Source organism: Bacillus sp. B-jedd (assembly GCF_000821085.1).
Classification (GTDB): domain Bacteria; phylum Bacillota; class Bacilli; order Bacillales; family Cytobacillaceae; genus Bacillus_D.
This window is the reverse complement of the sequence record NZ_CCXR01000001.1, coordinates 480,652-507,017: the sequence shown is the minus strand read 5'-3', so window position 1 is coordinate 507,017 and position 26,366 is coordinate 480,652. Positions and strand designations below refer to the sequence as shown.

Here is a 26,366-nt window from a genome sequence, read left to right as displayed (position 1 = left end):
ACATACTTTTTCTATTCTTGCGCTGTCTTTGCGCACACGAAAGAATAGGGATTTGAACCCTTTCCTGGCAGGAAATAGCCAGTTTTTTTGCAAAAAGAGCCCTCGGATGTACTTGGCTTATCATCAGAAAAGCCTACACCAACATAGGCATTCATACATACAGTATGTTGAGGTGAGATTATGGCAAGAGCAAAGTATCGGGATTCGGACATTTCCTTGATGGCAAGGATGATGAGAGCGGAGGCTGAGGGTGAAGGAAAACTCGGGATGCTTTATGTCGGAAATGTCATTGTAAACCGTTTAGTATCAAATTGTTTAGACTTTAAAGGGTTAAGGAGCATTCCCCAAGTCATTTTTCAGGTACAGGGAGGAAATTACTCCTTTGAAGCCGTGCAAAAAGGGAATGTGTTTTACCAAAGAGCAAGGGATGTTGAAAAGAGATTAGCGAGGCAGAATTTGGACTTTTGGAGGAAACACCCGGGGAAATATGCCCTATGGTATTTCAATCCATATGCCCCCTGCCCCCCAACATGGTATGACCAGCCTTTCGCCGGCCAATTCAAAAACCACTGTTATTATGAACCTCAAGCCGGCACCTGTGAAGGGGTTTATACCGTTTAAACTTGTCTTTAAGCAATCTTATTCCCTTTTCACTCTTGGAAAGGAGCCGGGCTTTTTAATTCTGCAAATTAGATCAAAAGACTGCAAAAACCAAACTCCTTCGTTAAGGACCGTTTGTGTTTTTGCAGTCTTTCATTTTGCCCAGTTAATGGGTGTCGGTTACTACCGTGGTTTTTCCCTGGACTAAACAGTGATTTTTTCCATAAAGTTTGATTTCGATATCCTCACCGGAAACCAGTTCGATTTTCATATCAGTTTCAGTAACGGAAATGCGCAGCTTCCTGCCCTGATAACGGATTGGGAAGGTATAGCCTTTCCATTTGGCTGGAAGGACAGGGTTTAAGGAAAGCCCCTCTTCCTTAATCCTTAGCCCGGCAAAACCAAAGATGATGGCCATCCAAGTCCCGCCCATATTAGCCATATGAAGTCCGTCCTTTGTATTCCCGTGGGTGTTATCCAAATCAAGGCGCGCTGTTTCGATAAAGTAATCGTACGCTTTCTCCTTGTAACCGTGTTTGGCGGCCATAATGCTGAAGACACAGGAGGAAAGGGACGAGTCATGAGTCGTAATGGTTTCATAGTAATCATACGAGTTTTTCATCGTTTCAGAATCCTGCTCATCCTCGAGAAGGAAATGGGCCAAAATTGTATCTGCCTGCTTGCATACTTGATACCGATACAATGTTAATGGGTGGAAATGCAGCAATAAGGGAAATTTCTCTTCTGGTGTGGCCTGCAGGTCCCACTTTTGTTTATTCAAAAATGAATCGTCCTGAGGATTTATGTTCCGTTCCGGGTCGTATGGAAGATACATTTGATCGGCAGCCCTTAGCCATTCTTCCACTTCTTCGTTTTCAATCCCAAGAGCTTTTTCCCACTTCTCAATAAGTCCAGGCTCGGTGCCGCTTAATAGTTTATACGTTTTGAAAGCCCACTTCAGATTATGTTTTGCCATGACATTTGTATAGTAGTTATTGTTCACAACACAGGTATATTCATCTGGTCCGGTCACAGCATCGATCCTGAACTGTCCATCCTTAAAGTGGCCTGCTTCAATCCAAATCCTTGCCGTCTCAAATAAAACTTCCGCGCCATACTCTTTTAAAAATTCAATGTCTCCGGTCGCGAGATAATATTGGACAAAGCTATAGGCGATATCCGCGCTAATATGGTATTGCGCTGAACCGGACGGAAAGTAGGACGAGCATTCCGACCCCGAGATCGTTCGCCAAGGATAGAGGGCTCCTTTTTTGTGCCCCATGATTTTCGCGTGCTCCCTCGCTCCATCGAGGATGGAATTCCTGAATAATAGCAGCTGCCTAGCGATTTCAGGGTTGGAGAGCAGGAACACGGGAACCATATAAATCTCGGTGTCCCAGAAATAATGGCCCTCGTATCCTTCTCCGGATAACCCTTTCGCCGCTATATTGGAAAACCTATCCCGGCCCGCCGATTGCAAGAGATGGAATAAATTGAAACGGATTCCTTCCTGGAGCTGCTGATCGCCCTCTATTTGAATGTCTGTGTCCACCCAAAACGTTTCAAGGTAGGCACTCTGTTCTATTAAGGCTTCTTCAAAATCAACTTTTGAAAGACGGGAATGGATTTTTTCTATGCTCTTTAGCAACTCATCGTCATGGCGAAGGGTATCAGCATAGACACTCTTCTTCTCAAATACGATTGTTCCGGTTAATGCCCCGCGGAAAGTAAGCTCTGCACATCCTCCATTTACCTCGGCCTCATAACCTGCCATTGGGCTGATGGAATGAACAGTGCCACAGCTGGCTTTAAGTTTTGATTCCAGCGCTTCCACTTCAATATAGGCAAGACCGTCTTTCAGGAAGGCCTCATTGAGTTTCAGCCGTTTTGCATGGCCGGACGAAACCCGGGGGTCATTTTTATCCGCAAAATTGGTTACATCCCCGTTGACCTTTGAAACAATCGTTATTTCCCCATAGTAATTGACAGGTTCAATGATAAGCTTTTGCATAAAAAGCTCTTTATGACTGAAAGAAGCAAGGCGAAGGAATGTTAATTTGACTTCCTTACCAGCGGGGGAACGCCAGTGCACACTTCTTTCGGTAAATCCTTTATCAAGATGAAGAGTGCGTTGATACGAAATAACCTCCCCTTCAAACATAGAAAAGCTTTCGTCACCAAGCTGAATACAAATGGTTTGCGCATCGATGACATTTAACAGTTTTTGCTGCGTTTCAGGAAATCCGTACAGCTTCTCTCCGTACTCAATCGGGACAATATCATGGAACGCATTGATATAAGTACCGCGGATGGATGGGTAATCGATAGGGAGATTTTCCTCAAAGTTCCCGCGAACCCCGAGGTATCCATTGCCCGTGAAAAACAGGCTTTCTTCATTTAAAAGCTCGTTCTCCTGCAGCGAATCTGTGTTGATTTTCCAGGACATATAAAATACACCTCTATTCTTTTACTCCGCCACTTGTCAGTCCTGAAACAATTTGTTTTTGGAAGAAGAGGACGATGATAAGTGTTGGAATCGTAACAATCACTGTTGCGGCAGACACTTCACCCCAAAGGATTTCGAACTGGGTCCGAAGGAATGAAATGGCAACCGGGACCGTGTGATAATTACTTTCTGTATTCAGGGTGATGGACAGCAAAAATTCATTCCACGCCGCGATGAACGTGATAATGGCAACCGTAAACACACCTGGGGCAGCCAATGGGAAAATGACTTTATATAGTGTCTGGAAGGTGGTGGCGCCATCAATTTTTGCCGATTCCTCCAGAGCAAGCGGGATCTGGTTAAAATGAGTGACCAGGATCCAGACAGCCATCGGGAGGGTAATGGTCGAATAAGGCAAAACAATCGCATACGAGTTAAGAAAACCCAAATCCAGGAATAGATTGTAAACCGGGCCTGTCATAATCATTTGCGGAAACATGGAAACGGCCAGAATCAAGCCAAGCAATATATTCTTCCCTTTGAAATGGAAACGGGAAATGGCATAAGCGGATAATGTAGCGACCATTACCACATAAAGTGTCGTTACCGTGGCAACGATAAAACTATTTTTAATTGAGTTTAATATTCCCTTTTCGAAAAGAATTTGAACATAGTTTCTTAGAGTTGGATTTTCGGGGATGACATTAAACGCGCCTGTCCCAAAGATTTCTCCGGATGTTTTAAAGGAGGTGATGAATACCCAGAAAAACGGGAATACCATCGCAAATAAATAGAATGCGACAAACACTCCAATCGTGATCCACAATTTCCGTTTTGAAGATTGCATTCCTTTCCCTCCTTAATTTTTCTCCATGAGATTCGTGCCAAGGAACCGGACAAACAAGATGGCGATAATGGCTACGCAAACAAACATGAGCATGACAATGATTGATCCATATCCAAAGTTGGTTTGGCCGAACATGACTTTATAAGCATAGATTGATAGTGTTTCCGTATCACCGCCGGGACCTCCGCCAGTAAGGACATAAATCAAGTCAAAGACACGGAAAGCATCCAGCGTCCTGAAAAGCAGAGCGACGAGGATGGATGGTTTTAACAGCGGCAACGTGATTTGGAAGAACGATTGGATTTTCCCCGCGCCATCTATTTCCCCTGCTTCGTACAAGGACTTTGGAATGTTCTGCAGTCCTGCCAGCAAAAGAAGGGCCATATACGGCGTCGTTTTCCATACATCCGCGAAAATACTGGAGGCCATGGCGCCCGGGCCGCTTAGCAAAAGATCTTGGGATTGCTCAATCAGGCCGATATTTTCAAAAAAGTAGGCAACGATTCCACTGCTCCCGTTGTACAAATAGCTCCACATCATCGCAGCTACAGCAGTTGGTATCGCCCAAGGAATAAGGGACGTTGTCCTGACCAGGCCCTGGCCGAACATCGCCTTGTTCAAAATAAGTGCCAGGCCGATTCCAAGCAAAAGCTCAATAAACACGGAGACAGCAGTAAAGAGTGTCGTATTCACCAATGCCTTCCCGACACGGTCATCCGATAAAACCTTTGCATAGCCTTTCAGCCCAATGAAATTGGACGGAATGATACTGTTTTGAATGTCATCGATCAGGGCAGGCAGGTCATCTTTATGTATGAGCTCATACTTCCCATTCAAGCTGTCGACTAGTTTCCTGGCATCCTTATGGAGGGAAGAGATTTCATCACGCTGTTCCCCGCTTATCTTGACGACACCTTTTTCATTTTCGAACTGCTTATCTGTTGAAGCAAGCCGCTTTTTAATTTCTTCTATCTTACCCTGTTCTCCGGAATCGGTGACGTTCGGAAGATCCTCATCGAGAAACATGGATACATACAGCGAGGTTTCTTTGTATAGATTTACATTAAACCGTTCATTCAGGTATAGGCCTGCCTTTTGCTGGTCATTCAGCCGGTAATCAAAGAACGTATAGGTCAGGGATTGGAATACCGGCCATAATGAGAAAATAGCGATCAACAGGATCGTCGGTACAATAAACAGCCACTCTTTAAAACCCATTTTCCACATTTGCATCACCCTTTCATGGCTGTGAGAAAAGCGCAAGCGCCTCGGGACAAGCAAAAACCGCCTGTCCCTGCGATGATACTTCCAGGAAGCTTTCCTTTATGTTCAGCGCCGTATGGACTGGAGGGCCCCGATGGAGATAAAGGAAACACGATAAGCGTTAGCGAATTGATGTTGACTTATCGTAGCGAGGGGACCGAAGTACACTAGGCGCTAGGCGCTGGAGCTAGACAAATTTTATACATTCTTATCTTTTGAGAAAAGCGCAAGCCCCTTCGTGACAGGAAAAACCGCCTGTCCTTGTATAGAAAAAGGCTCTAATGATGATTAGAGCCTCCTTCTGTTATATTTACTCAGATTTGCCAGCCTCTTCGATTGCTTTAGCTGCTTCATCCAGCCCTGTTCCGGAACTCAGGTATTTATGTGCCTGCACCTGGATGGTATCCGATACTTTGGAGTACTCAGGAGATACCGGGCGGGCAATTGTAGTAGTTAAAGCTTTTTGGAATCCAGGATAGGAAAGCATGACGTTCTTTGACTTAACATCCTCGTTATCAAGGAGCGCGTTGAATCCAGGCAGGTAACCGCCTTCTGTGCTCATGATCTTTTGGCCTTCTTCCCCAGCGGCGAACTTAACGAATTCCCAAGCACCATCAACGTTCTTGGAGTTTTTGTTCAGGCTGAGCAGCCATCCCCCAACAGAACCGCCATTTGGCAGCGGTGCGATGCCGACTTGTTCGACTTTGATTTTCACGCCGTCTTCCTGTCCGTTGATACGGCCGAATGCATATGGCCAGTTACGGGAGAACACTGCATTTCCTTGCTCAAAGTTTGTATGGGTTTCGCCTTCCATGAAATTCAGGATATCTTTCGGTGAGAAAGGCGCCTTTGTGAATTTGTACATAGCCTCAAGTCCGCCTTTGACATCGGAGTAGGACTTGGTATATTCCGTAACGTTAACTGTCAGGCCTTCGTATTGCTTGGATTGGTAGACAAAGCCGAACTTTGTCCCTTTTTCACCGGAATATTTCTCGGACATCGCATAAAGGTCATCATACGTAAAGTCGCCGCTTTCCAATTTCGCAGCATCTTCAGAACTTACGATATCTTTCCTGAAGTAAAGAAGTCCCAGGTCAGGGAAGAATGGCAGTGTGTACTGCTTCCCTTTGTAATTTCCGGAAGCCATTGATCCAGCGTTAAAGTCGTCCTTCTTGAGATCAGCTTCGTTCATTTTTACATCGATTGGCTCAAGGTATCCAGCCCCGGCAAACTCACCGGCCCAAACAACATCAAGGGACAAAACATCGTATTCACTTGATCCGCTGGATAACGAGTTTAATAGCTGGTCATGCATTTGCGCAGAATCGTTTGTCATTTGTGTCCATTCGACCTTGTACTTATCCTGGCTCGAGTTGAACGCATCTAACAATTTTTGCGTTGCTGGTGTATTATCATTTTGAGCGGCAAACTTAATGACTACTGGCTCACTCTTCGCATCTCCACCCGCTGGTTTAGCAGGCTCCTTGCTGTTGTCATCGCTGCTGCAGCCTGTTAAAGCAATGCTCGCCGCGAAGGAAAGCGCTAACAATTTAGTGAAAAAACTTTTCTTTTTCTTCATTAACAATACCCCCCTAAAGGTTTATACTTAAATTGTATATACAAGTAATTTACAATTATACTAAATTTTTATAATTTCTATTAATTTTTTAGGGTGATTACATAAGATGATTAATCAATCCAATAAGTCGGCGATTATTAGGGAATATTTTGAAACGCGATTGAAAAATCAACAAAACTACTTCATTCATCCCTCCTATGCCCTGGAGCAACAGCTCATGGATTGCATCGGGAGAGGAGAAGAGGAAGAGGCCAAAGCGGTCCTCGACCAAATCAATTCCAACGAACGGGCAAAGCTGGCGGAAGAGCCAATCAGGTCCTTAAAGAATTCCCTAATCTGCTCTTGCACTCTTTTTACCCGATCAATAATTAAAGCCGGAGTTCCACCTGAAGATGCATTCAATCTCAGCGATGTTTATATCCGCCAAATTGAAAAGCTGAATTCACCTAACGAAATCAAAGCACTAGAGTATGAGATGATATCTTCTTTCATCGATACATTAAAATCAGCCAACCGCCCTTATTACAACAACATTATCAATAAGGCCATCGACTATATTAACCAGGGTATCTTTCAGGACTTGTCCCTGGAAACAATAGCCGGCCATGTCGGAGTGACCCCAAGCTACCTTTCCATGCTGTTTAAAGAATCCGTGGGAATGCCGATTTCTCAATTTATTAATCACAGAAGGGTTGAGGAATCCAAGTATTTTTTGCTGCATTCCAAGCTTTCCTTAAGTGAAATTGCCCACTTGCTCGGTTATTGCAACCAAAGCTACTACACGCATTTATTTAAAAAATACATAGGAGTCACCCCAAAGCATTTCCGTTCCAATCCTGCCCTTGATGGACTACATAGTTTGGTGGACCAGAAGAATAGAGTAGTCATTCCATGATTTTTCCAAGACTGAATGAAAGAAGGCAACAACCACAGGGGTTAGTTGCCTTCTACTATATTTTCATGAATGCTTCCACACGTGTTGAGTGTAAGATATCACATATTAGTTATCATTTTGGGGTTATCGGCTAAATACGCAATAATGCGCCCTCAGGCTTTGGCAGCTCTTGTTCTGTTATCTGATTCATTTTGCAAAAATGGTTGAAAAATTGTTGTGCCAGTTCCCGTTCCTCTGGGTCGCTTTTCAACGAAACGATATCAAGCAAAATTTGAGCCATCCATGAATTATCAAAATAACGGTATTTACCTGTATTCCAAGTCATTTTGTGCGGAAACTTTTTGTTCACATAATACTTCCAGAAAAGCATTTGATCCGATTCTTGTTCTGTAAGTTGGAGCCTGTATACTGAATGAGCCGGAATATTTCCATTTTCACAAAGCTTGCCGATAAAACCTTCTTTCACCATATAGACACCTAGGATGCGCCTGTCCTTTTCAAGCATACTGGGGTCTGTAGATGTTAACAGGACGGCACTGTTTTGGTGCAACCGGATGGGTTTGTTTGGCTTCCCCTTGTTAATTCCACTTTTAATCTCACCTGAAGAGACCTTCCACTCCGAAAAAGAACGATCTTTTTCTTCTGTATCACACCAATAAACCATTTGGGATTCTTGATGAAGTTTATGATTTTTCATAAGCTTTTCATATTCCAAACGCAGTTCCATTTTTTTTCGTTGGAGCTTTTTTTCTTCTTCCTTCTTCCATTCTTCCTCTTTTCGTTCAATTTCTTTTTCTTGAATTATTTTATCAACTGAATTAGCTACCGTTTTATCATGCAGTACTAGATGCTTTCCAAATACATCAGGGAAAACAAACTTTTTATTTTCCGATCCAAAATGTATTTCAATAACCGATTCATTATGTTTAACGATACTACCCATGCCAAACCGCTTGTGTGTAACTTTCTTATTGATTAAATTCAATATAATAGTCCTCCTTAAGAATAAAAACTCGATTACTAATAGATCCTTAATTGGAAATTTTATTCAACTAAAGTCCTTTAAAGCCCACACAACTGTTTGCTTTTTTCTTCGGTTTCAAAAAAATATAAAAAAAGCGTATCCATAATTCTATCTGCGAAAATACAGCAGAATTCGGAATACGATTAAAAAAACAATTGTAAGACTATTTTAACACTTTTTAAAAAATATAGCAAATTTATTATTGACAACCCATTTTGCCGTGGGGTAAAATAGAAATTTTGTTAATCTTATTTTACTTAAAGATGCTTATTTTCAGTCTGTTATTTATATGTATTTGTTAATATTTTTTGGACCCTCACGACCATCTCAATGGGTGAATACAAGCTGAAAAAAGGTGAAAGCATAGATTGCTTTCACCCTGCCATAAAGCAGACTATTTCGTTTTATCTCAACCAGTAAGATTATGGCATAAACAGTTTCCAACGCCCTTCTGATACAACTTCAACCTCTCCATCAATCACTTTGATGGCCGTTTGATCATCGATTGCATAAGCCGGCCCCTGCATCTCGGCTGCCCATTTCTCTGCGGCAGCCATCGTGTTATACGGCAGCAGCTCGTGATTCAGATGCGGGAACATGGCAAAATCGACCAGACCCAGGCCGTCATCACCACCATTAGGTGGAGTCCAGCCAACGAAGAATTCCCCGATGTTAGGTGCCATCACCATGCTCCCAGCGCTCATTCCCACATAAACTGAACTCAGCGATGGCAAGAGATCTGCCAGCCCAGATTGTCGCATCCAGTGGCACAGGTAGAGGGCGTCGCCGCCCGACACCAGAAGGACATCCGCCTCCCGGACAAGCGGCACCCAGCGATCTTCGTCGATGCTGGGCAGCGCTGTGAGCTCCAGCACACCGACGGACTTCCAACCAAGGTCAACCATGGGATTCCCAGGAGTCCCGCTGATGAACTCCCAAACTTTGACGCCAGGACCGACCCAGGGGTGTCCGTACATCGCGGTGGGAATGCAAAGAGCGTTGCACTCGGAAATCGGTTTGTCCAGCATGCCAACCAACGCTTCGTGTATGCTTTTGTTAGTGACTCCTCCAGAAGAAAGTAGAAGTTTCATAACCAACAACTCCTTGGATTATTCTTAATTTTCCCTGTGCAAAACTTAGCGAACTATTCCAACACAATTTTTGCCACGCACTCGACGTCGCTCTTTTGGCTTTTTTTGATTACAATAACCCCACATTTTTATCCCATTGGTTCGGTAGATCAATCACCAAATTGGAATTAAAATTATCTTAGTCCCTCTTCTGCTTTATCAAGAAAATATGTAGCATCACTTGGTCTAAGATCCCAGTACTTTATCAAAAGTTCTATTATTTTCTCTCTTTTGACTTTTGCCTCCACCATTGCAGATACTGCTTTAGCAATATCTTCTCTCTTGACCTTATACACCTCTTCATCAATCATCTCTTGCCTTGCTGCCCGATTTCGAGCCTGAAAATCATCAAAAAATTTCAGCATATGCAACCTCCGTTATTCAAATTCAAATTTGTATCTTACCTCCATCACTCAAAACCTTCGTTAATCCCGAATAGAACCTTGTTATCTCCTTCCTTTTAATTAAGAGTAAATGGTATTTATTATTTAATAAACACCTTACTACATAACATTTTTAGGATTAGTAATAATATCAAACTCAAAGGGTAATCTCCCTAGTTGATCATTTTCCATATGCATTTCCGGATTGTGTTTTTCTTCCTACCTCTTTAAACAAATGTAAATTCCACTCAACACGGGAGCCTATTTAGGATGCATTTGCACCCTTTTTTATTTCCTCCTTATCTCTCCGTTTACTCACTTACTTGTATCACCCTTTTAAATCAGTTTTGCTTTCGAGTACAAAAACTTAATTCTCATACAAATTAGCAGGTGCTTTTTTATTTGATAAAAAGGAGAGGGGAGAAATGAGGATTACTGAGCTTTTATTTATGAACAGTAACAGCATCTGAACAGATTGGCAGTACCTAACTCTAAGAACAAAGGATAGCCAAAAGGAAAGCAAAAGCCAGGAAGAAGTTAACTGGCTCGATATTATGGCATGAACATAACGGAAAGTGGATTCATCTTTCTTGTTAAGCAGCACTGATACCCTCTAAAAAAAGTGTCGGTGCTGTCACAGACCTTTTTTCGAACAGATTCGGAAAACTAAGACACTATTAAACACCTTTAAGGAATGAGAGATAGAATATTTTTCTCACTATATGACTCTTATATATAACCAATAGAAATTTTGGTGTTTTTTTTGCAATTAGTTTAAAAGGAAATGAGGTGAAATTAAATATTTATTAATTAAATAAAGCAAGCACAAAAAGGTTTTTTAGATTTTTATCGCACTTATACTTTATAGAAAGGAATGTATTTAAATATGCTGAATTTATTGGAACAAAACGCTTGGTGGTTATCAATGGTTATAGGGGTTATTGGTATTATCATTTCTTTATTACCTACAGAAACAAAAAAATTATTGGTAAGTCTAATTAAATGGCTTATAAAGCCTACCAGCGTTATTATCCTTTTATTAATTATTATAATAGTACGTTGAGAGACGGCTAAAAGCCGCCTCTCATTGATGAGTATTATTGTTTCAGTTCCTAATCTATTATCAATTATTAAAAGGCGCTTCATACGTTTTTAGTCTTTCCCTAACCCAAATTAGAACATCTTCTGTCATTCGAAGGCACAGTTGAGCATCTTTCAATTCTGTTATTTCAGGATAGAGTGTACCATCTATCTTAGGAGCTTCTGTGCTATGCGCTCCTAAATCACAAGCCAAAGAATATAATTTATAGATGATATTATATCTTGGGTAAGAAAACCTTGTATCGCTTTCAAAAACGAATTTATTATTAGCGCTATTTTGATTAATATTGTTAGGTGCTGATACATTTTCAATATAAGTGTCTGTGCTTAGATTTCGCAAACCCATCGTCCACTTGTTACCGTCGTCTTTATATGGTGTAAATATACCAGTAATAATGTTACGACAATTCGATATACAAGAAACAGATTCTCCTTTTGCATAGTTTTCAATAGCTTCTGCATACATATCAGCAATACCTGGATGCTCTTTGCTTAACCAATCTATTAACAGAGAAGGATTCCTTGATTCATCGGCGGTTTGTTGTGTAAATGGTCTTAGCACTAACTTTCCTGCTGAATAGTTGATGTCTAAATTTAAAATATGTAAATTATGCACGAATTGCTTAAAATCTTCTATAGATTTATCTAACAAAAATATCGTTAGATCTCCTAGTTCCTTTTTTCTTAGCTGAGTATCTAAGTCTTCTACTGCCCTGCTTAGATCAAATCTATTAAAGATAGCTTCTAAACCACCTTTAATAATATTGTCTATTTTAATGTTATCTACAATCTCTATCATAAGGTAATTAAATTCTTCTGTGTTTATACCATCTGAATAAACCATTTTCAAAATACTTTTGATTGCTGAGTAAAACCCCTCAAATCCAGGATTATCCCAATCTGTTCCAATTTTGTAAGGTCTTAAAGCATAACCATAAGTTTCATAATGTTTACTCTGCCCAGCATTACAAAGAATTCTTTCCCAAGTAGAATTATTAGGTGTTTTGAAAAATGTTCGTTTTTCTAGTAACGATGCAATTCTTGATAATGCAATTTCATCAAATTTATCCATTTTAATCCCCCATTTTAAAGATGATTTTTTAGATTAATTAATACTACCAGCCTCCTTTTTATCTAGATTAATATAAGTATAATCAAGTTTGATTTGAAATGGTTGGACAAAAATGAAAGTTCAAATCATTTTTTACATTCAATAAGTTTATTTTATATTGAAAAAAACATTTCAATCGGCAATATCGCTTTTAGATAACAAGGATTAACAAATCGATAAGTGTAAATGTCTTGGATGCTTTAACCTTAGTAGGCTTTAACGGAGTTAGCCTTGAAGCTGATGATCCTCTATTATGATAATTCGAACAAACATAATAGCGGTGTTTCTTTTTTGTACCATCTTTTTTTGTTGATGTCGTAATAGCAGAAGTCATTCCATGACCACAATCAGGGTAACGCAAAAGGATATTGAGTAAAAATGGTTCATTCGACTCGCCATCAATATATTTCCTCTTACAATGACAAATCCACCTCAAATGAATTCATATTTGACAGGGGATGGATACCATTTACAACATAGTAAGTCTCTTTGGATAAGTAAAGAAACTCTACCTTCTCTTCAACGGCCTTTGCAATATTTAAATAATTCGTGATGATTTTCTCTGTCCGGTTCAATTCTAGAAGGCAATTCATAATAATTCCTTCAGTTTCTGAGTCCCCCAGAAGCTAAAGGAATTACTCCGCTGTTGACAATGGGTTTCGGACTTCACGAAAACCGAAGCGCTCAATTGTCTTACTGTCTCTATTTTATCAGACTTGAGTGCCTTCTCACTTAAAAAGTTGTTGAATCGTTCAACTCAATGATAGCTACCATTATCCCCGCACCAAACGCTGACAAGACTATACAGGCAATTCAATTGCCTTAATAAATTGCCTTAATAAACACACAATCTTAAAGAATAAAATCTTCCCAACTGTTTATTCCACATTCCTCATTGAGGTGTATAATGCAGCAGTATTAACCCTATTTTTTATAATCCTCTGATTCCAGCTCCCCTAATATAACAAAAGTGCCTGTCACTCCCCGAATTTTGTCGAATTAATACCAACAAAAAAAGGGGATTAAACAAGCACTTTTGAATTATTTCAAGACCAAATTTGCCACCGCTTCACAGTGTGTGGAGTGTATGCGGCAACACAAGAGGTGCTGGTGAGTGCATAAGTAAAATCATGGCGCGAAAAGTTTCCAATTCCTTCAGTGACAACTTCGACCGCTCCGTCAATCACTTTAAATGGATGTTTGATCATCAACTACATTCGCCGGCCCCTGCATCCCAGCAGCCATCTCTCTGATGAAGCCATCGTGTTACGGCAGCATCTGGTGATATGCGGGAACATGGCAAAATCAACCATACTCAGCGTTTCATCGCCACCTATAGGCGGAGTCCAGCTAACAAAAAAGTCTCCCATTCCATTAAATGGAATCACCCTCTTTAGGCAAAGGATTGGTTAGTTCGTTTATTTCGTACTATCTTGTAGTATCCCTCTCTATTTTCATCCTCCTCAAAATCAGAAATCCAATTACCTTCCTTAAACGCGCCCAACAATTTACTATTAACTGTATTAATTTCATACCTTGGTCTGCTACGAACTTCAAAGAGTTTCTTATATTCCTCTAAGTCTAATAAATGAAGGTATTCTTTACATTTCCTCACATCCAAAATAGGTAGCAAAGAAATAAATATATCAATTTTTATGCTATAATCCAGTTCCTCTGATGCTATTAATGTCCTTAACAGATTATTGGAAACATTTTGAGGCCTATTAATAATTAATTCTTTCTGTTCTACCGCCAAGTCCTGTATTATTTGCTTAAGTTTATCATCCCAGCTCTCATACGTTTCAAAAATGTTAGGAAGGTCATGAGGGTCAAGGTTGTTCTTCAAAATATGTGCTTTGACTGCGGTGGAATAACTTTTATACAAAATAGATATCGGTTTACTTGTAAATCTAAGCAGCTTAATTTTTATATCATCAGCAATATCCCACGTTAGTATCTCTATGACCTCTTCAAGTATAAATATTTCACTTGTAATTGTGTTAGTGTATTGGGTAATGTTTTTTTCTATAAAGCAAAAAACTTGATTTGAATAATTCTCTCGTATGAACGATAAATTTTCAATATTCATTGGAAAAATATTTTCATCAATAAGAATTTGTAGTTTCTCATCAGATATACCCTCAATATTGAACATATCATACGAAAAATCCAGCGAAATTATTATTTCTCTATATTTGTGATTTGATAGTTTATTACAAACTATTGAAGCATCGAAGAATTCCTTTGTCTTTTCGGAGCCGTAAGTTTTTTTCACTCCAAGAAAGTTCAAGGTAGATTCGTCACTATTTATAAAAGATATTAATGTAGAATCTAAAGATTCGTTTACACCGAAATATTCAATGATGTTCTCTTCCGAATACATAGCTAAATGATTCTTTAGTAATGAATTCCACAAATCATCATCTATAACATCTACAATTGATGAAATTGGAGTTTTCAAGAGTTCCACATAGGCGTTTTTTTGATCAGTCGATAATATTTTATTGTTCAATAAAAGTAAAGCTACTTTTTCATCATCAGTGATTGAACCGTTACTGTTTGATAATATAATATCAAGGTAAATACCAAAATTATTATTTACATATTGCGCCAATGGGGAATTAGGATTACTAAGCACCACTGTATAATTCCTTTGATGTATGTCTTTCTCTTCCTTAACCTGGTAAAACCATTTAAGCATTAATCGTAGATTCTCATAATTAATTTCGTAAAGTGAGTTTTTATAAACTTCTTCCATAAGATCTGAATTTGCCATGCCGATACTTACAAAAGAAACATTCAGTAGAATGAAACCATGTATCAGCTTATCAATATTAGGTTCTTCTATATTTAGGTAATCCGAACTGTTAGAAATATAACGCGATAGACAATTCTCGATATTTACATCTCGGATAATGTTATCTTCAGAGTAATAAAGAGTATATATTGAATATAGGCGTATCTGTTTGTCGGTCAAAGCGCTAGCTTTTGTTGCAGAAAAGAACATTTCCGGCCATTGCTGATTGAGACACTTTACATAAGCAGAAAGTTCCCTTTCAGAATTAAAATATTCCCCTATGAATTTATAGTTTCTATTATTCCTTAGTTGTTGCAATAACCTATTTAATAAAACCTGATCGATAGGTGTCTTCAATAGGTGTTGTAGCAAGTTAAAGTTAAGGACTTCTTCTTGGTCAAAATCCACCACTCTAAGTCTTTCAATTATCAAAGCTGGATTCTTAAGTTGATATCTAAACTCCTTAGCTTTTTTATCTGTAATACTTCGTAAAAAAGTTTTATCTACTCTGCTAAGACTGGTTTCATAGAAATAAGTCATGTAGTCAGCATAGGTTTCATCTATAAATCCATTACGAATAAGGTATTTCAACAAAGCAAAATATTCGCTACCCTTTATCTCATGAAAATTAGTTTCAACACCTATCTCATTTGTTATTGTTACTTTGAAAATGAAGTCTATATTTTCTCTTGTAATAATCTCATTAAGTTGTTTGCCTTGAGTTAAAATTACATTCTGTTCAATACTTAATATTTCGTTCTCTAAATTAAGAAGACAATTATTTAACTTTTTCTCGATAGCCTGTTTACGGATAGAATATTCCTCATTTAACTCTAGCTCCATCTTATGTCGTTGTTGATAATTATAGATGTTATTTAATTGCAATCGTTTTGCACTAAATACAACATCTAATTCCTCGTTGGAGGTTAAATGCTCTTTTCTAGCAAACTCAATCTCGGATTTCTTATTTGCAGCAATTTCTTTTAACCTATCAACTTCCGTGTTAACAAAATCTTCCTTTTTCGCAAAAAGTGTATATACCATACCTTTATTCAGCTGCAATTCACTAAAATCTCGAGGAAACAAATTCTTATAGGTTATGATAGCAAGCATTTTATTACAATTAAGTTCGGTTGTATTTATTCTGTTATAATAAATTATAAACTCATTATATATATTTTTTAGTAGTCTCATATCATCGATATATAATGAGAGTCCCTGTAAAAAGTTCTCATCAAACAACTCATAAATACCGCCTTCTTTAAAATGAGTTATGAACTGATCAAATGAATTTGAGCTATCGATTACGGGTACTATAGGTACAATATAATCAAAAAACTTTGTGCGGTCCTTTGATACAAAAATATCATCCCTTAAAAGATAGAAGAACCGAAGTGGATTTTTATTTTCTTTTTCAAGTTGTATATTCGCTAAGGTATTTACCTCACGTAAACGTTCAAAAACTCTATTAGCATCAAAGCGATCCATATCTTCAAAGACAATGACATCTGCTTCAATGTTTTCAAACAGGTACAAAACTTCATTTAGGTATTTATCGAAATAGGATTCTTCGCTTTCCTCAAATATCTCAATTTCGTTCCCCTGTAAACGGAATTTTCTAAATATATTTTTGGTCTTTTGTACTTTTATCAATGAGTACAGAAACATGGAGAAGGTGATAGCAACCAGAAGTCCACTTATGAGAAGCGTATTTTTATTTGTAAAAATCTCCAAAATATTTTTTATCCAAAGAGTTGATAATGAAGCCACAAACCCATTCCATGATTTAAACTTGGCAATATGTAATAAGGATATTATAAAGAGCATCGTAAAGAATGTGCTGAGTAGGATATTTTTAGCCCCTATTTTTTTCTTTACTTTAAAGTTTGTTTGAGGAATATTATCTGAGGGGATTTGGTGGATAAGTTGATTTATTATTTTTCCTTCTAATAAAGATTCCTTTATTTCAAGGTTGTCCTCTTTATCATGTTGTTTGAAATGTGCCAATGATATATGAACAAAACGTAAGTTATTATGCTTTTTTCTGTACGAAGCTATTACACTGCTTTTACCAGCGCCATACGCTCCAGATATAGCAACGTTTCGAACATCATGATTTTCAAAGATGTAATCGAGAGCATCCTCATAATGTTTTAAGTCTATATCACTAACTGGGGTAAGTTTTTGAAACTTATTTTTTTTTTCATTTTTCATTTCTATCCCTCTATCCTTTTTTATATCTCTCCAGCTTTTTAATCATCACATTTTAGATATGTCAGACTAATTATCAAAAACTCCCAACAAACCTGCCTTGCATCAATGTATAATTATACCACTAAATTTTTCCACATTCTAATAGGTAAATAATTTCTCACCATTAATTGCGATACTGTCTTGTAAAAAGAAGTATGTGTTCTAAATTTAATATGTAATTCAGTATTTCTATAATAGTTTTTTCGCGTTCATTATAAATATCTGCATTTTCTCAGTGGTACAAAATAATAAAAGCAACTACTCAATAGTTGCCTTTGTCATTACTATCTATTTAATGTACATGAATTTTAATCTCCACCGATTTTACCCCACTCGGACCCGCATTTCTTCGTTTTTTCAGTTCGAATAAAGTTTTCCGAAATCCCGTTTCCCCTCTTTTCCACACTCTTTTTCACACATTTTCTCACGCTTTTCCCCACTTTTTTTCACGCTTTTTCTCGAATACGAATAAAGTTTTCCGAGTCCATACAAATCAAAAAGGCAGACCCCGCAAGGGGTTGCCCTGTCTTTCTCCCGCCTATTTATGAAATCTTTTTTCTCACTGAGAAGAGAAATCGGAAATGTTTATTGTAGCGGGTTAGTGAGTTTAATGGTTAGTTACATAGTAGGGAAAAGGGTTTGGGCAAAAAAGGCATTTACCCATTTCTTTTTACTATTATTCTCTCTAATCTTGTTTGTATAGGTAAATACATTTCATTTAAAACAACTTCAATACTATATTGATTGTTTTGTATTACTAACGTTCTGAGTCTCTTTACTATTCGATATAAGAACCAAAGGTCGTAAGGTGTTAGAATATAATGTTTATCCTTAGTTTTAGCAAATTCCGCTTCCTGCAGGTGACTTAATTCTATAAACACACCATCATAATAGGCAAAAGATTTCCGCTTTTTTTTCGGTATTCGTGTGTAAGCACGGATCATATGCCGAAACATAAAATTTTTACTTTCCCTAATTTTTTCCTCATTATCCACGTAAGTTAAATCAACTATTGCATCTGTTATGTGTTCCAGTCTTTTTAAGATTTCTTCTTTCCCCCATGTTTTCATTTCCACCAATGAATGAAGTACATGTTTTAAGAATGCATGGGGTTGAAGATCAGTTAAAGGAACATTATAATTTATCAAGTTTAGAAATCTTGCTGTTTCAGTTACTACATCTTTTTTCACTATTAATTCTATGAACTTCGATGGAGTAATAATGTCAACTTTATTAGGATCATCAAATTTCGTTTTTATATATTCAATTTCATCTCCAGAAAGCTCACGATTAATAACAAAATACCACTTCTTTAATTCAAGTTCATGCCGAATTAAAAACTCTTTTATCCCCTCTACATCATTGTCTACTTTAGTTTTATCTTTTTTCTTCCAATCATGTTTTTTAGGTGCATACATTGAAAAAAATGTTCTTTTATTTAAAGAATTATAATAAAGCCCATCAACTTTGTTATCATGAACTGATCGGGTTGGATAATAATTAACATGGACTAATCTTAGAATAAAATTTGAGATGTTTTCAAATGTAAAATCATATGAATTCTCAATGCAACTCTGTATAAATGAAATTTTTATTACATCGGTTTCCAAAAAAACCCTCCCCTTCACAACTTTTTCCTGCTACTTTGAAACTTCAGATTAGTCGTCACTATCTGCCTCGTAAATTACTGACTCAATCCAATCATCTTCTTCATCTATCTCTTGTTTTACTTGGGTTATACCAAAAAGGATCCATTTTTTCATTTTCAATAAGGTTTCCAATTGTGCTTCCCAGTACTTTAAAAAGATTTCTCTATTTTCAGAAATAGATAGTAACTTATTATGTTTGCTCTGTAATTGTTCAATATTTTCCTTTGCATTATAGATTTTGAAATCTAAAAATTCTAATAAAGACACTACCTTTGCTCCAGAGAATATCTTGTTTTTAAATTCCCTTTTGCTGTATTTCTCTCTTTCAAACACTTTCTTTATATAACTAATTACAACTTCTATTGCTAAATTTGTTCCGTAATAAGATACTTCCATTGTTCTCTTTTCATAATATAATTCATTAGATATATCCCTTATAGGAAAATTAGGTTGACCTACAATATACTGATATCGTTCCAAGAACTTAATTATTTTTCTTACCTTCGCTCCTCTCCAGGTTGTTTTCTTTATCTCTTTATAGATTTCCATTTTAATTTTCACTCCTTATAAAAAATTGTATAACAAAAAATCGTAAATGCAATTGTCTTTTTGTAAATGAATTATTTACAAAAAGGGACCTATTTTCTGATTCTAATATTGACAATCTTCGGAAGATTGGTTTACATAATTGTAAGGGTTCAGTGGAGAGGAGCAAAAAATATGATATTAAGACATATTACTTTAAGTATTAATATCCCATCAATTTTGGAAGATGGATATTTAAAACCAGCTAATAAGCCTGGATGTATGGATCACGATTGTGTTTCATTCGAAGTTTATAATGGAAGTAATGCTTTTATAAAATGTTGCATGCATGAGGAGGGATTAGACGAGGAAGATATTGTACCCTTATATTTTGATTCAAATAAAATGAATGAAGATGGATATTATCCAGTAGAAAAAGTTTACGAAAAAGCATACTCAAAGAAAGAATTAGAAGTAAACATTAAGAAAGAAGTATTTCACAAAGAGTTTGGTATGATTTCTATTGGTATAATTACACAGGAAGAATATGATTCAATTGGAGAATATCGATTTGTTAAGGGGAAAGTACCTTTGAAATATTTAACAGAGGAATCAAAACAACGTTTAGGTATTCGTGATTCTAAATAAAGGGAGTGATTGTAACAGTCTCCCTTTATTTTTTACTATAGCTAATAAGGATAAATACTTTTCAATAAGTAGTTTTGACTTTCAGATAAGACGTCACATTTTCCTTCTCTTAAATGAATTTTGGTTAAAACCTGTTTACCTTCCTTCTGTACACTGACACTTTCAACATGTACAGATAAACCAGTACAACCTTAACACCTTTGGCTAAAACAGGATTCAGAAAGAACTTTACCACAGTAACAATATGAATAGATGTGCTTTAAAAATTATTATAACTTCCTGAGACTATCTTTCTACATTATCCAGGAGTCATTCATTTTAAGCTGATTCTTGCAGTTTTCTGTTCTTTAAATAGTATAAATACGTTTGTAACTTATCAACCATATTCGTTGTTAGAACAGAATCATTAGTAGCAATAATTTCAATAATCTCCTCTTTATTCGGAAAGTTTTCTGTGGAGTAATCTTTAATGCTATTAAGCTTATTCCTTAATTCATGGTTATTTGTTTCTTTGTACAGAACATCTACAAATTCTGAGTATAAGTCCCATGTATGGTATCTGTGAAATATTTCATATGTAATTTTTAATTCATCATTGATTTCTAATGACTTTGAAATATTCTCTATGGCATTCTTATATTCATGTTTTTCCTTAAAGTCCATCCCACCCCAACGGTTAGAATAAGTAAGATTGGTGAGAGTTACCTTCATTAAAGGCTTAGAAACTTCCTTTAAATTATCCAAAGTTGCATATGCTTCATTTACAGCTTTTCTAAGTTCTGCTTCAAAGCCCGCTCCACTAAATCTCTCAAATTTATCAAGATTTATAAAAGCACTTGTTACTGCACCCGCTACAATCGCTAAACCCATTTCTACTGTTTGTCCCATGTATCCAAAATATATCGAAGGAACAAAAATTAAGAGTATTGTTAAATAAATTTTCATGTTATTTTATCCTTTTTTTTATAGGTAAGATACAAATAATACTAACAATAATGTAATCATAAAATAAAAGAAGCCCTCAGAATCGAGGGCTGGCTTGGTCTACCTCTTAACCAACCTGATTGTCGGTTCTGGCTCTTTGTAATTTAAAGTACCTTTAGGGAGATTGCATAACATTTCGATAAACTCTTGCGGTACTCCCATTTCCTGAATAAGTTGCAACTCGTTTTTTACATTATGTTCAAGTAGCATTAAGATGCTCTTTTTCAGAACTACAGGTTCCTGTAATGGATACACATCGTCTAAAGGTTCTTTTGTCCTCATTTTTCTCATCGACATTTGTTTCTGTAATGATGTATATCTACTTTCATCAATTATGTTTAGTTGGTAACTTCTATATATCATTGCACCAATGGAAACTTGCCAATACTTCTTTAACTCTATAAAATGCAATAATGAAGTGGATGTAACTGATTTTGCAAATGCCTCTGCAGGCAACAATAGTGCTGATGCAAAACGGTTTGCTTGATTCTCCATAGCTTTTATTTCTTCTCTACTAAGAGTATCTTGATTATCTATATCCTCGTGCATAAGGACATGACCTAACTCATGTCCGCCGTCAAACTGTCTCCTAAACGCCGATTGTTTGTCATTCCCAAGGAAAATAAAAGGTCTCCCTGTTCGGTGTTGACAAAATGCATCTACTTTTTGGCTATCTGTATCAACAGAGAATACCATGATTCCATTTCGTTCTAACAAGTGTACAATGTTAGCAATTGGATTTTCACCTATGCCCCAATACTCTCTAACCCTTTTTGCCAATTCTTCGATAGCATTGTTATCATCCCAGTTTGTGTTTAATTCCGATACATCTGGTAAGTTCAAATCTGGGAATTCTATTAAATCGGATAAATAGCTGTAGATATATCCAGCTAATAATGACTTATTAAGTTGCATTTCTTTACTCATTTTCGTAGCGGTGGCATTGGCACGAAAAAAGGTATTCCCAACATATTGTTCTTTGAAATCTTTGTAAAAAAAACTCTTTGGAAACCCTAAAGTATTAATTAAAGCCATCATTGTTTCTTGCTTGGGCATATGTTCACCAAGTTCAAATTGCGAAATAGCCTGTTTTGAGACTCCAATCGTGTCAGCAAGTCCTTTTATAGTCATTCCTCTTACTAACCTTGCTTCTCTTAGTCTCTTCGGATTAAAAACGGTTTCCTGATTTACGTTCATAATTACTGCCCCTAACTAAACAAAAGTTTCTCTAAGATGTAGTCTTTCCTTTTAGCTTAACTACAATATCTTCTTCTAATGGTGTTTTTAGTGGTGTTGGAATATCTGATAGTTGGTAGTTATTGAGTGGCACAAGAACCTCAGTATCAATATTAATTGAATCTGAAATATCCTCTTTGTAAATCCAATCTTCTTGGTCTGGTCTTAAAGCACCTTCAAAATAGGATTCTTGCTTACTATCATAAGTGACAATAATTCCAAAAGGCTGGTTGTCTATACCCAAAGATAGAGATTCTTGATATGGGGTATCACCGTAAATTTCATCTAACGTCATTCCCATATCTGTTAGACGTACTGCATTAGATGAAGCGTATTCCCCTCTGTAATTACATGGTGTGGGTATATATTTTTTTTGGGGGAGTTTGGACACCAGAATAAATATATTCCTTATTGTGTCATGAATCACTATATATGGGTGAAACCCTGCTCTTTTTGGAATGACCTTCATTAGTGTGTGGGGATTATCCTCTATCATTGTTGCGACACTCTCATTAACCATGTCATATAATAAATGTGGAGCATGTTTTTTTGTTCTGGTTACTGGCATTAATGCAACAAGATCTTTATAGTCCTTAATTCCTTTTTGAATTCCTTGGACAATTAGAGCTCGTTGTTCACTGGTAAGCATACACTTTTCTATTATTTTATCCACTCTATCACCTTCCACACCATAATCTACCATTATTATTTACCTTTTTCGTTATTTTGTCAAGTAACTTTGAAATCAATTACAAAAAAATAAAGTTATAGTCTTTTAGATCCTTCAACGTCAACAAAAAAACACGTATGCGATATAACATACGTGTAATTCACTCCTGCAAAATTAATCTACTGAACCTACTCTTCCCTATCTTTCAAATCATAATTCAACTTCATTTGTAGAATTTCTTTCCAAGTCCCCTATAACGTAACACTTCCATCTTCTCCATCCACACTAAAATCCGCATCCAAATCTTCCTATACTTGGCGATGTCAGAGCTAATCACATTACCTTCTAACTAAAATATGATTCCTGCCCCTGCTGTTTGAGGATTCTCCTTCGTAGATATATTTGAAGTTTGAGCATTAGATGGGAATGCCGAGGATTTGAGTGGCAGTTCCTTGAGGTAGTTCATCTATTGCTATGTCATTAATATACAACTCATTTTTTCGTTCGTCTATACTTCAAGTGTCGGACCCCTGCTTGACCCCCGTAATAGGAAAAAGACCGAAGGTCACAGGGCTCGATACCTGTTGATCTTGGGTCTGGATTTCGAGTGTTTTTCTCTCGTTTTGTCCCGCTTTTTGCATTGGATTTGAGAAGACTATTTTATAACTGTGGGATGTTTATTATGACTGTCGTTAGTATATTGCTGGGCTACAGATATTTCTTGACATTCAATTCCTTCTGTACTCAAACAAAGATAGGTAACTGTAGTTTATAATTACTTAAAAGTAATAAATTAAGTGAATCTTATAGAATACAAGGAATTACTTTGATAACACCTTGGGCACACCATATTAGAAAAAGGAGCAACGGGGGATCCACAGTAGATACATTTTTTCCCTTCATAATTCTCTTGACTTTCCTTATGAAAACTAACAGTTTTTTTTTGAACTTGTCTTTTTAATAGTGGCTGGAGACAATCTTCACAACTCGCTTCCAGTATATCGTCTGAGGAGATAACATTCTTTTTTCCACATTCTTTACAAGTACGAATAATGATTTTGTTTTCAGTCAAGAAGTCCATTATGGATTTTTTAATATCGTTCATTGGATTATATGTATAAAATATTTCATTTATTTTTTTGACTAACTTTTTATCTGCAAGAATTAACTCTCTAATTTTCTTATCACATCCAGGGTCTGCTTTACACACTTCATTCAATAGCCAATTCTTCATTTCATCCTTTCGACTAAGCATAAAGGCATCCCCCTCAATCTTTTAAAATATAATACTGCTAATTATTATACCAAATTTTATATATTTTTTAACATAATATTACAACTTTTCATGTTCCTTATACGGCAGTAGACGCTTCAATTAACTTACGCCTCATTTCATCATCAATTATAAAACTTCCTTTTCCCTTTAATCCTTATAGAAAAAATAGGAAAAATCATTTTCCCTATTTTTTTGTATCTACTATGTACATGAATTTTAATCTCCACCGATTTTACCCCACTCGGACCCGCATTTCTTCGTTTTTTCAGTTCGAATAAAGTTTTCCGAAATCCCGTTTCCCCTCTTTTCCACACCCTTTTTCACACATTTTCTCACGCTTTTCCCCCACTTTTTTTCACGCTTTTTCTCGAATACGAATAAAGTTTTCCGAGTCCATACAAAACAAAAAGGCAGACCCCGCAAGGGGTTGCCCTGTCTTTCTCCCGCCTATTTATGAAATCTTTTTTCTCACTGAGAAGAGAAATCGGAAATGTTTATTGTAGCGGGTTAGTGAGTTTAATGGTTAGTTACATTAAGTCCCAATCTACAAACAGCCTCAACATGCGCTGTCTGCGGGAACATATCAACTGGCTGGATATATTCAACATTGAATATCCCGCTCAATGTCTGGATGTCCCTGGCCAGTGTGGAAGGATTACATGACACATAGACAATTTTCTTTGGTTTAACTTTTAGCAGTGTCTCCAGCAGCTTGCCGTCAAGGCCGGTTCTTGGCGGATCCACAATGACGACATCCGGCCGCCAGCCTTCCTTTGTCCACTTCGGCAGCAGCTCTTCCGCCTTGCCTGTTACATATTTGGCATGGTTAATGCCGTGGCGGGCGGCGTTTTTCTTGGCGTCCTCGATGGATTCAGGAATGATGTCCATCCCTCTGATTTCCCCAGCTTTGTCTGCGACCCAAAGTCCGATTGTGCCAACTCCGCAGTAGGCATCGACAACCTTTTCAGATCCAGTCAGCTCGGCTGCCTTTTTCACCTCATCATAAAGTTTAACCGTCTGGACGGGATTCAATTGGAAGAATGTCCTGGCGGAAAGCTCAAACTGTAGGTCCCCGAGTGTTTCCTGGATAAAATCGCTGCCCGACAACGTAGCGGTTTCTTTTCCAAAAATCAATGAAGTTCTTTCCCCGTTAATATTCTGGACAATTGACTTAACTCCCGGAAGCCTCTTCGTAATTTCTTCTATTAATAACTCCCTTTTCGGAATATCCCGCTGTGTCGTAATCAGCACGACCTGCAGTTCCTTAGACTGGACGCCAACACGGGTAACGATCGTGCGCACGATTCCTTTGCGGTTTTTTTCATTATAAATAGGAATGCGCAGGTCCTGTAGAATCTGCCTGACCATCAATGTTGCTTCTGTTGTCGCGGAATGCTGGACAGCGCATTGTTCGATGTTGATAAGCTTATGTGAGTTCAGGCCATACAGGCCAGCGAGCACCTTGCCCTTTTCAACACCGACCTGGAAGCTGCTTTTGTTTCGGTATGACCATGGATCTTCCATTCCAATCATCGGACGGATATCGAGTTCATCAAGCTTCAGCTTTGTGTGACGCTCAAGTGATTGCATGACAATGTCGCGCTTTTCGACGAGCTGCCGCTCATACTTGAGATGCTGTAGCTGGCAGCCCCCGCACTGTTCATAAACTGGGCAGGGCGGAGCCACCCGATATGGCGAGGCTTTACGGATTTTTTTAATCCGTGCTTCGGCGAACTTCGGGTTGATTTTCGTCGCCTCAACGACGACTTCCTCACCAGGCAGCGCGCCTGGCACGAAGACAACCTGCCTTTTGAAATAGCCGACACCTTCTCCGTTAATGCCGAGCCGCTTGATCGTAAGCGGGAATGTCTGCTTCGTTTCTATTTTAATGGCCTGTTCTTTTTTCATGATGTTCACTCCGTCTATTTCCCTCTTCGTAAATGGGGCAG

General features: G+C 37.6%; 20 protein-coding genes and 1 pseudogene. 3 read left to right on the top strand and 18 right to left on the bottom strand.

The features are described from left to right. Positions 1 to 180 precede the first annotated feature (180 nt). Positions 181 to 621, top strand: coding sequence for a cell wall hydrolase (locus BN1002_RS02455; protein ID WP_048823464.1), 441 nt, complete (start codon positions 181 to 183; stop codon positions 619 to 621). Positions 622 to 766: 145 nt separating this feature from the next. Here the strand turns inward: BN1002_RS02455 and BN1002_RS02450 are convergent, their stop codons facing one another. The 4 genes from BN1002_RS02450 to BN1002_RS02435 form a co-directional block, all read right to left on the bottom strand. Further along, positions 767 to 3,046, bottom strand: a complete 2,280-nt coding sequence (locus BN1002_RS02450; protein ID WP_048823463.1) for a glycoside hydrolase family 65 protein — start codon at positions 3,044 to 3,046, stop codon at positions 767 to 769. Positions 3,047 to 3,059: 13 nt separating this feature from the next. Further along, the gene (locus tag BN1002_RS02445; protein ID WP_048823462.1) at positions 3,060 to 3,893 is read right to left on the bottom strand and encodes a carbohydrate ABC transporter permease; all 834 of its coding nucleotides are present in this window, start codon (positions 3,891 to 3,893) and stop codon (positions 3,060 to 3,062) included. Between the two features lie 12 nt (positions 3,894 to 3,905). After that, positions 3,906 to 5,120 carry a carbohydrate ABC transporter permease gene (locus BN1002_RS02440; protein ID WP_048823461.1) on the bottom strand — a complete coding sequence of 405 codons (1,215 nt, stop codon included), beginning with the start codon at positions 5,118 to 5,120 and terminating at the stop codon, positions 3,906 to 3,908. Positions 5,121 to 5,466: 346 nt separating this feature from the next. Continuing rightward, on the bottom strand, positions 5,467 to 6,735 hold the full coding sequence (locus BN1002_RS02435) for an extracellular solute-binding protein (protein WP_048823460.1): 1,269 nt from the start codon (positions 6,733 to 6,735) through the stop codon (positions 5,467 to 5,469). Positions 6,736 to 6,841: 106 nt separating this feature from the next. Here BN1002_RS02435 and BN1002_RS02430 point away from each other — a divergent pair, with 106 nt between their 5' ends. Then, positions 6,842 to 7,630: a helix-turn-helix domain-containing protein gene (locus tag BN1002_RS02430; protein WP_082036084.1), complete on the top strand. Its 789-nt coding sequence runs from the start codon at positions 6,842 to 6,844 to the stop codon at positions 7,628 to 7,630. 130 nt (positions 7,631 to 7,760) lie between these two features. On the opposite strand, the gene BN1002_RS02425 is transcribed toward BN1002_RS02430, so the two are convergent. The 9 genes and pseudogenes from BN1002_RS02425 to BN1002_RS02390 form a co-directional block, all read right to left on the bottom strand. After that, positions 7,761 to 8,615, bottom strand: coding sequence for a hypothetical protein (locus tag BN1002_RS02425; protein ID WP_048823459.1), 855 nt, complete (start codon positions 8,613 to 8,615; stop codon positions 7,761 to 7,763). Between the two features lie 461 nt (positions 8,616 to 9,076). Continuing rightward, on the bottom strand, positions 9,077 to 9,745 hold the full coding sequence (locus tag BN1002_RS02420; RefSeq protein ID WP_048823458.1) for a Type 1 glutamine amidotransferase-like domain-containing protein: 669 nt from the start codon (positions 9,743 to 9,745) through the stop codon (positions 9,077 to 9,079). Between the two features lie 173 nt (positions 9,746 to 9,918). Beyond that, on the bottom strand, positions 9,919 to 10,149 hold the full coding sequence (locus BN1002_RS02415; RefSeq protein ID WP_048823457.1) for a hypothetical protein: 231 nt from the start codon (positions 10,147 to 10,149) through the stop codon (positions 9,919 to 9,921). 1,141 nt (positions 10,150 to 11,290) lie between these two features. Then, positions 11,291 to 12,340, bottom strand: a complete 1,050-nt coding sequence (locus BN1002_RS02410) for a hypothetical protein (protein ID WP_048823456.1) — start codon at positions 12,338 to 12,340, stop codon at positions 11,291 to 11,293. A gap of 452 nt (positions 12,341 to 12,792) precedes the next feature. Next, entirely contained in the window at positions 12,793 to 12,972 is a 180-nt protein-coding gene (locus BN1002_RS02405; protein ID WP_048823455.1) for a hypothetical protein, read from the bottom strand. 535 nt (positions 12,973 to 13,507) lie between these two features. Continuing rightward, positions 13,508 to 13,749, bottom strand: a pseudogene (locus BN1002_RS24435) (peptidase E); the annotation flags it as partial. A 23-nt stretch (positions 13,750 to 13,772) separates the two neighbouring features. Further along, on the bottom strand, positions 13,773 to 17,390 hold the full coding sequence (locus BN1002_RS02400; RefSeq protein ID WP_048823454.1) for a YobI family P-loop NTPase: 3,618 nt from the start codon (positions 17,388 to 17,390) through the stop codon (positions 13,773 to 13,775). Positions 17,391 to 18,085: 695 nt separating this feature from the next. After that, the gene (locus tag BN1002_RS02395; protein ID WP_048823453.1) at positions 18,086 to 19,039 is read right to left on the bottom strand and encodes a hypothetical protein; all 954 of its coding nucleotides are present in this window, start codon (positions 19,037 to 19,039) and stop codon (positions 18,086 to 18,088) included. Between the two features lie 48 nt (positions 19,040 to 19,087). After that, complete coding sequence (locus tag BN1002_RS02390; protein WP_048823452.1) at positions 19,088 to 19,627, bottom strand: hypothetical protein; 540 nt, start codon at positions 19,625 to 19,627, stop codon at positions 19,088 to 19,090. A 171-nt stretch (positions 19,628 to 19,798) separates the two neighbouring features. Between BN1002_RS02390 and BN1002_RS02385 the strand changes: the two genes are divergently transcribed. Continuing rightward, on the top strand, positions 19,799 to 20,251 hold the full coding sequence (locus tag BN1002_RS02385; protein ID WP_048823451.1) for a hypothetical protein: 453 nt from the start codon (positions 19,799 to 19,801) through the stop codon (positions 20,249 to 20,251). A 318-nt stretch (positions 20,252 to 20,569) separates the two neighbouring features. Here BN1002_RS02385 and BN1002_RS02380 read toward each other — a convergent pair whose 3' ends face one another. From BN1002_RS02380 to rlmD, 5 genes are all read right to left on the bottom strand, one after another. Next, on the bottom strand, positions 20,570 to 21,196 hold the full coding sequence (locus BN1002_RS02380; RefSeq protein WP_048823450.1) for a hypothetical protein: 627 nt from the start codon (positions 21,194 to 21,196) through the stop codon (positions 20,570 to 20,572). 99 nt (positions 21,197 to 21,295) lie between these two features. Beyond that, positions 21,296 to 22,432 (bottom strand): XRE family transcriptional regulator, encoded by a 1,137-nt coding sequence (locus BN1002_RS02375; RefSeq protein WP_048823449.1) that lies wholly within the window; start codon positions 22,430 to 22,432, stop codon positions 21,296 to 21,298. Between the two features lie 31 nt (positions 22,433 to 22,463). Beyond that, positions 22,464 to 23,174 (bottom strand): hypothetical protein, encoded by a 711-nt coding sequence (locus BN1002_RS02370; RefSeq protein WP_082036082.1) that lies wholly within the window; start codon positions 23,172 to 23,174, stop codon positions 22,464 to 22,466. Positions 23,175 to 23,934: 760 nt separating this feature from the next. Further along, positions 23,935 to 24,396, bottom strand: a complete 462-nt coding sequence (locus BN1002_RS02365; RefSeq protein WP_048823448.1) for a hypothetical protein — start codon at positions 24,394 to 24,396, stop codon at positions 23,935 to 23,937. A 537-nt stretch (positions 24,397 to 24,933) separates the two neighbouring features. Further along, positions 24,934 to 26,325 carry a 23S rRNA (uracil(1939)-C(5))-methyltransferase RlmD gene (rlmD, locus tag BN1002_RS02360; protein WP_048823447.1) on the bottom strand — a complete coding sequence of 464 codons (1,392 nt, stop codon included), beginning with the start codon at positions 26,323 to 26,325 and terminating at the stop codon, positions 24,934 to 24,936. Positions 26,326 to 26,366 lie beyond the last annotated feature (41 nt).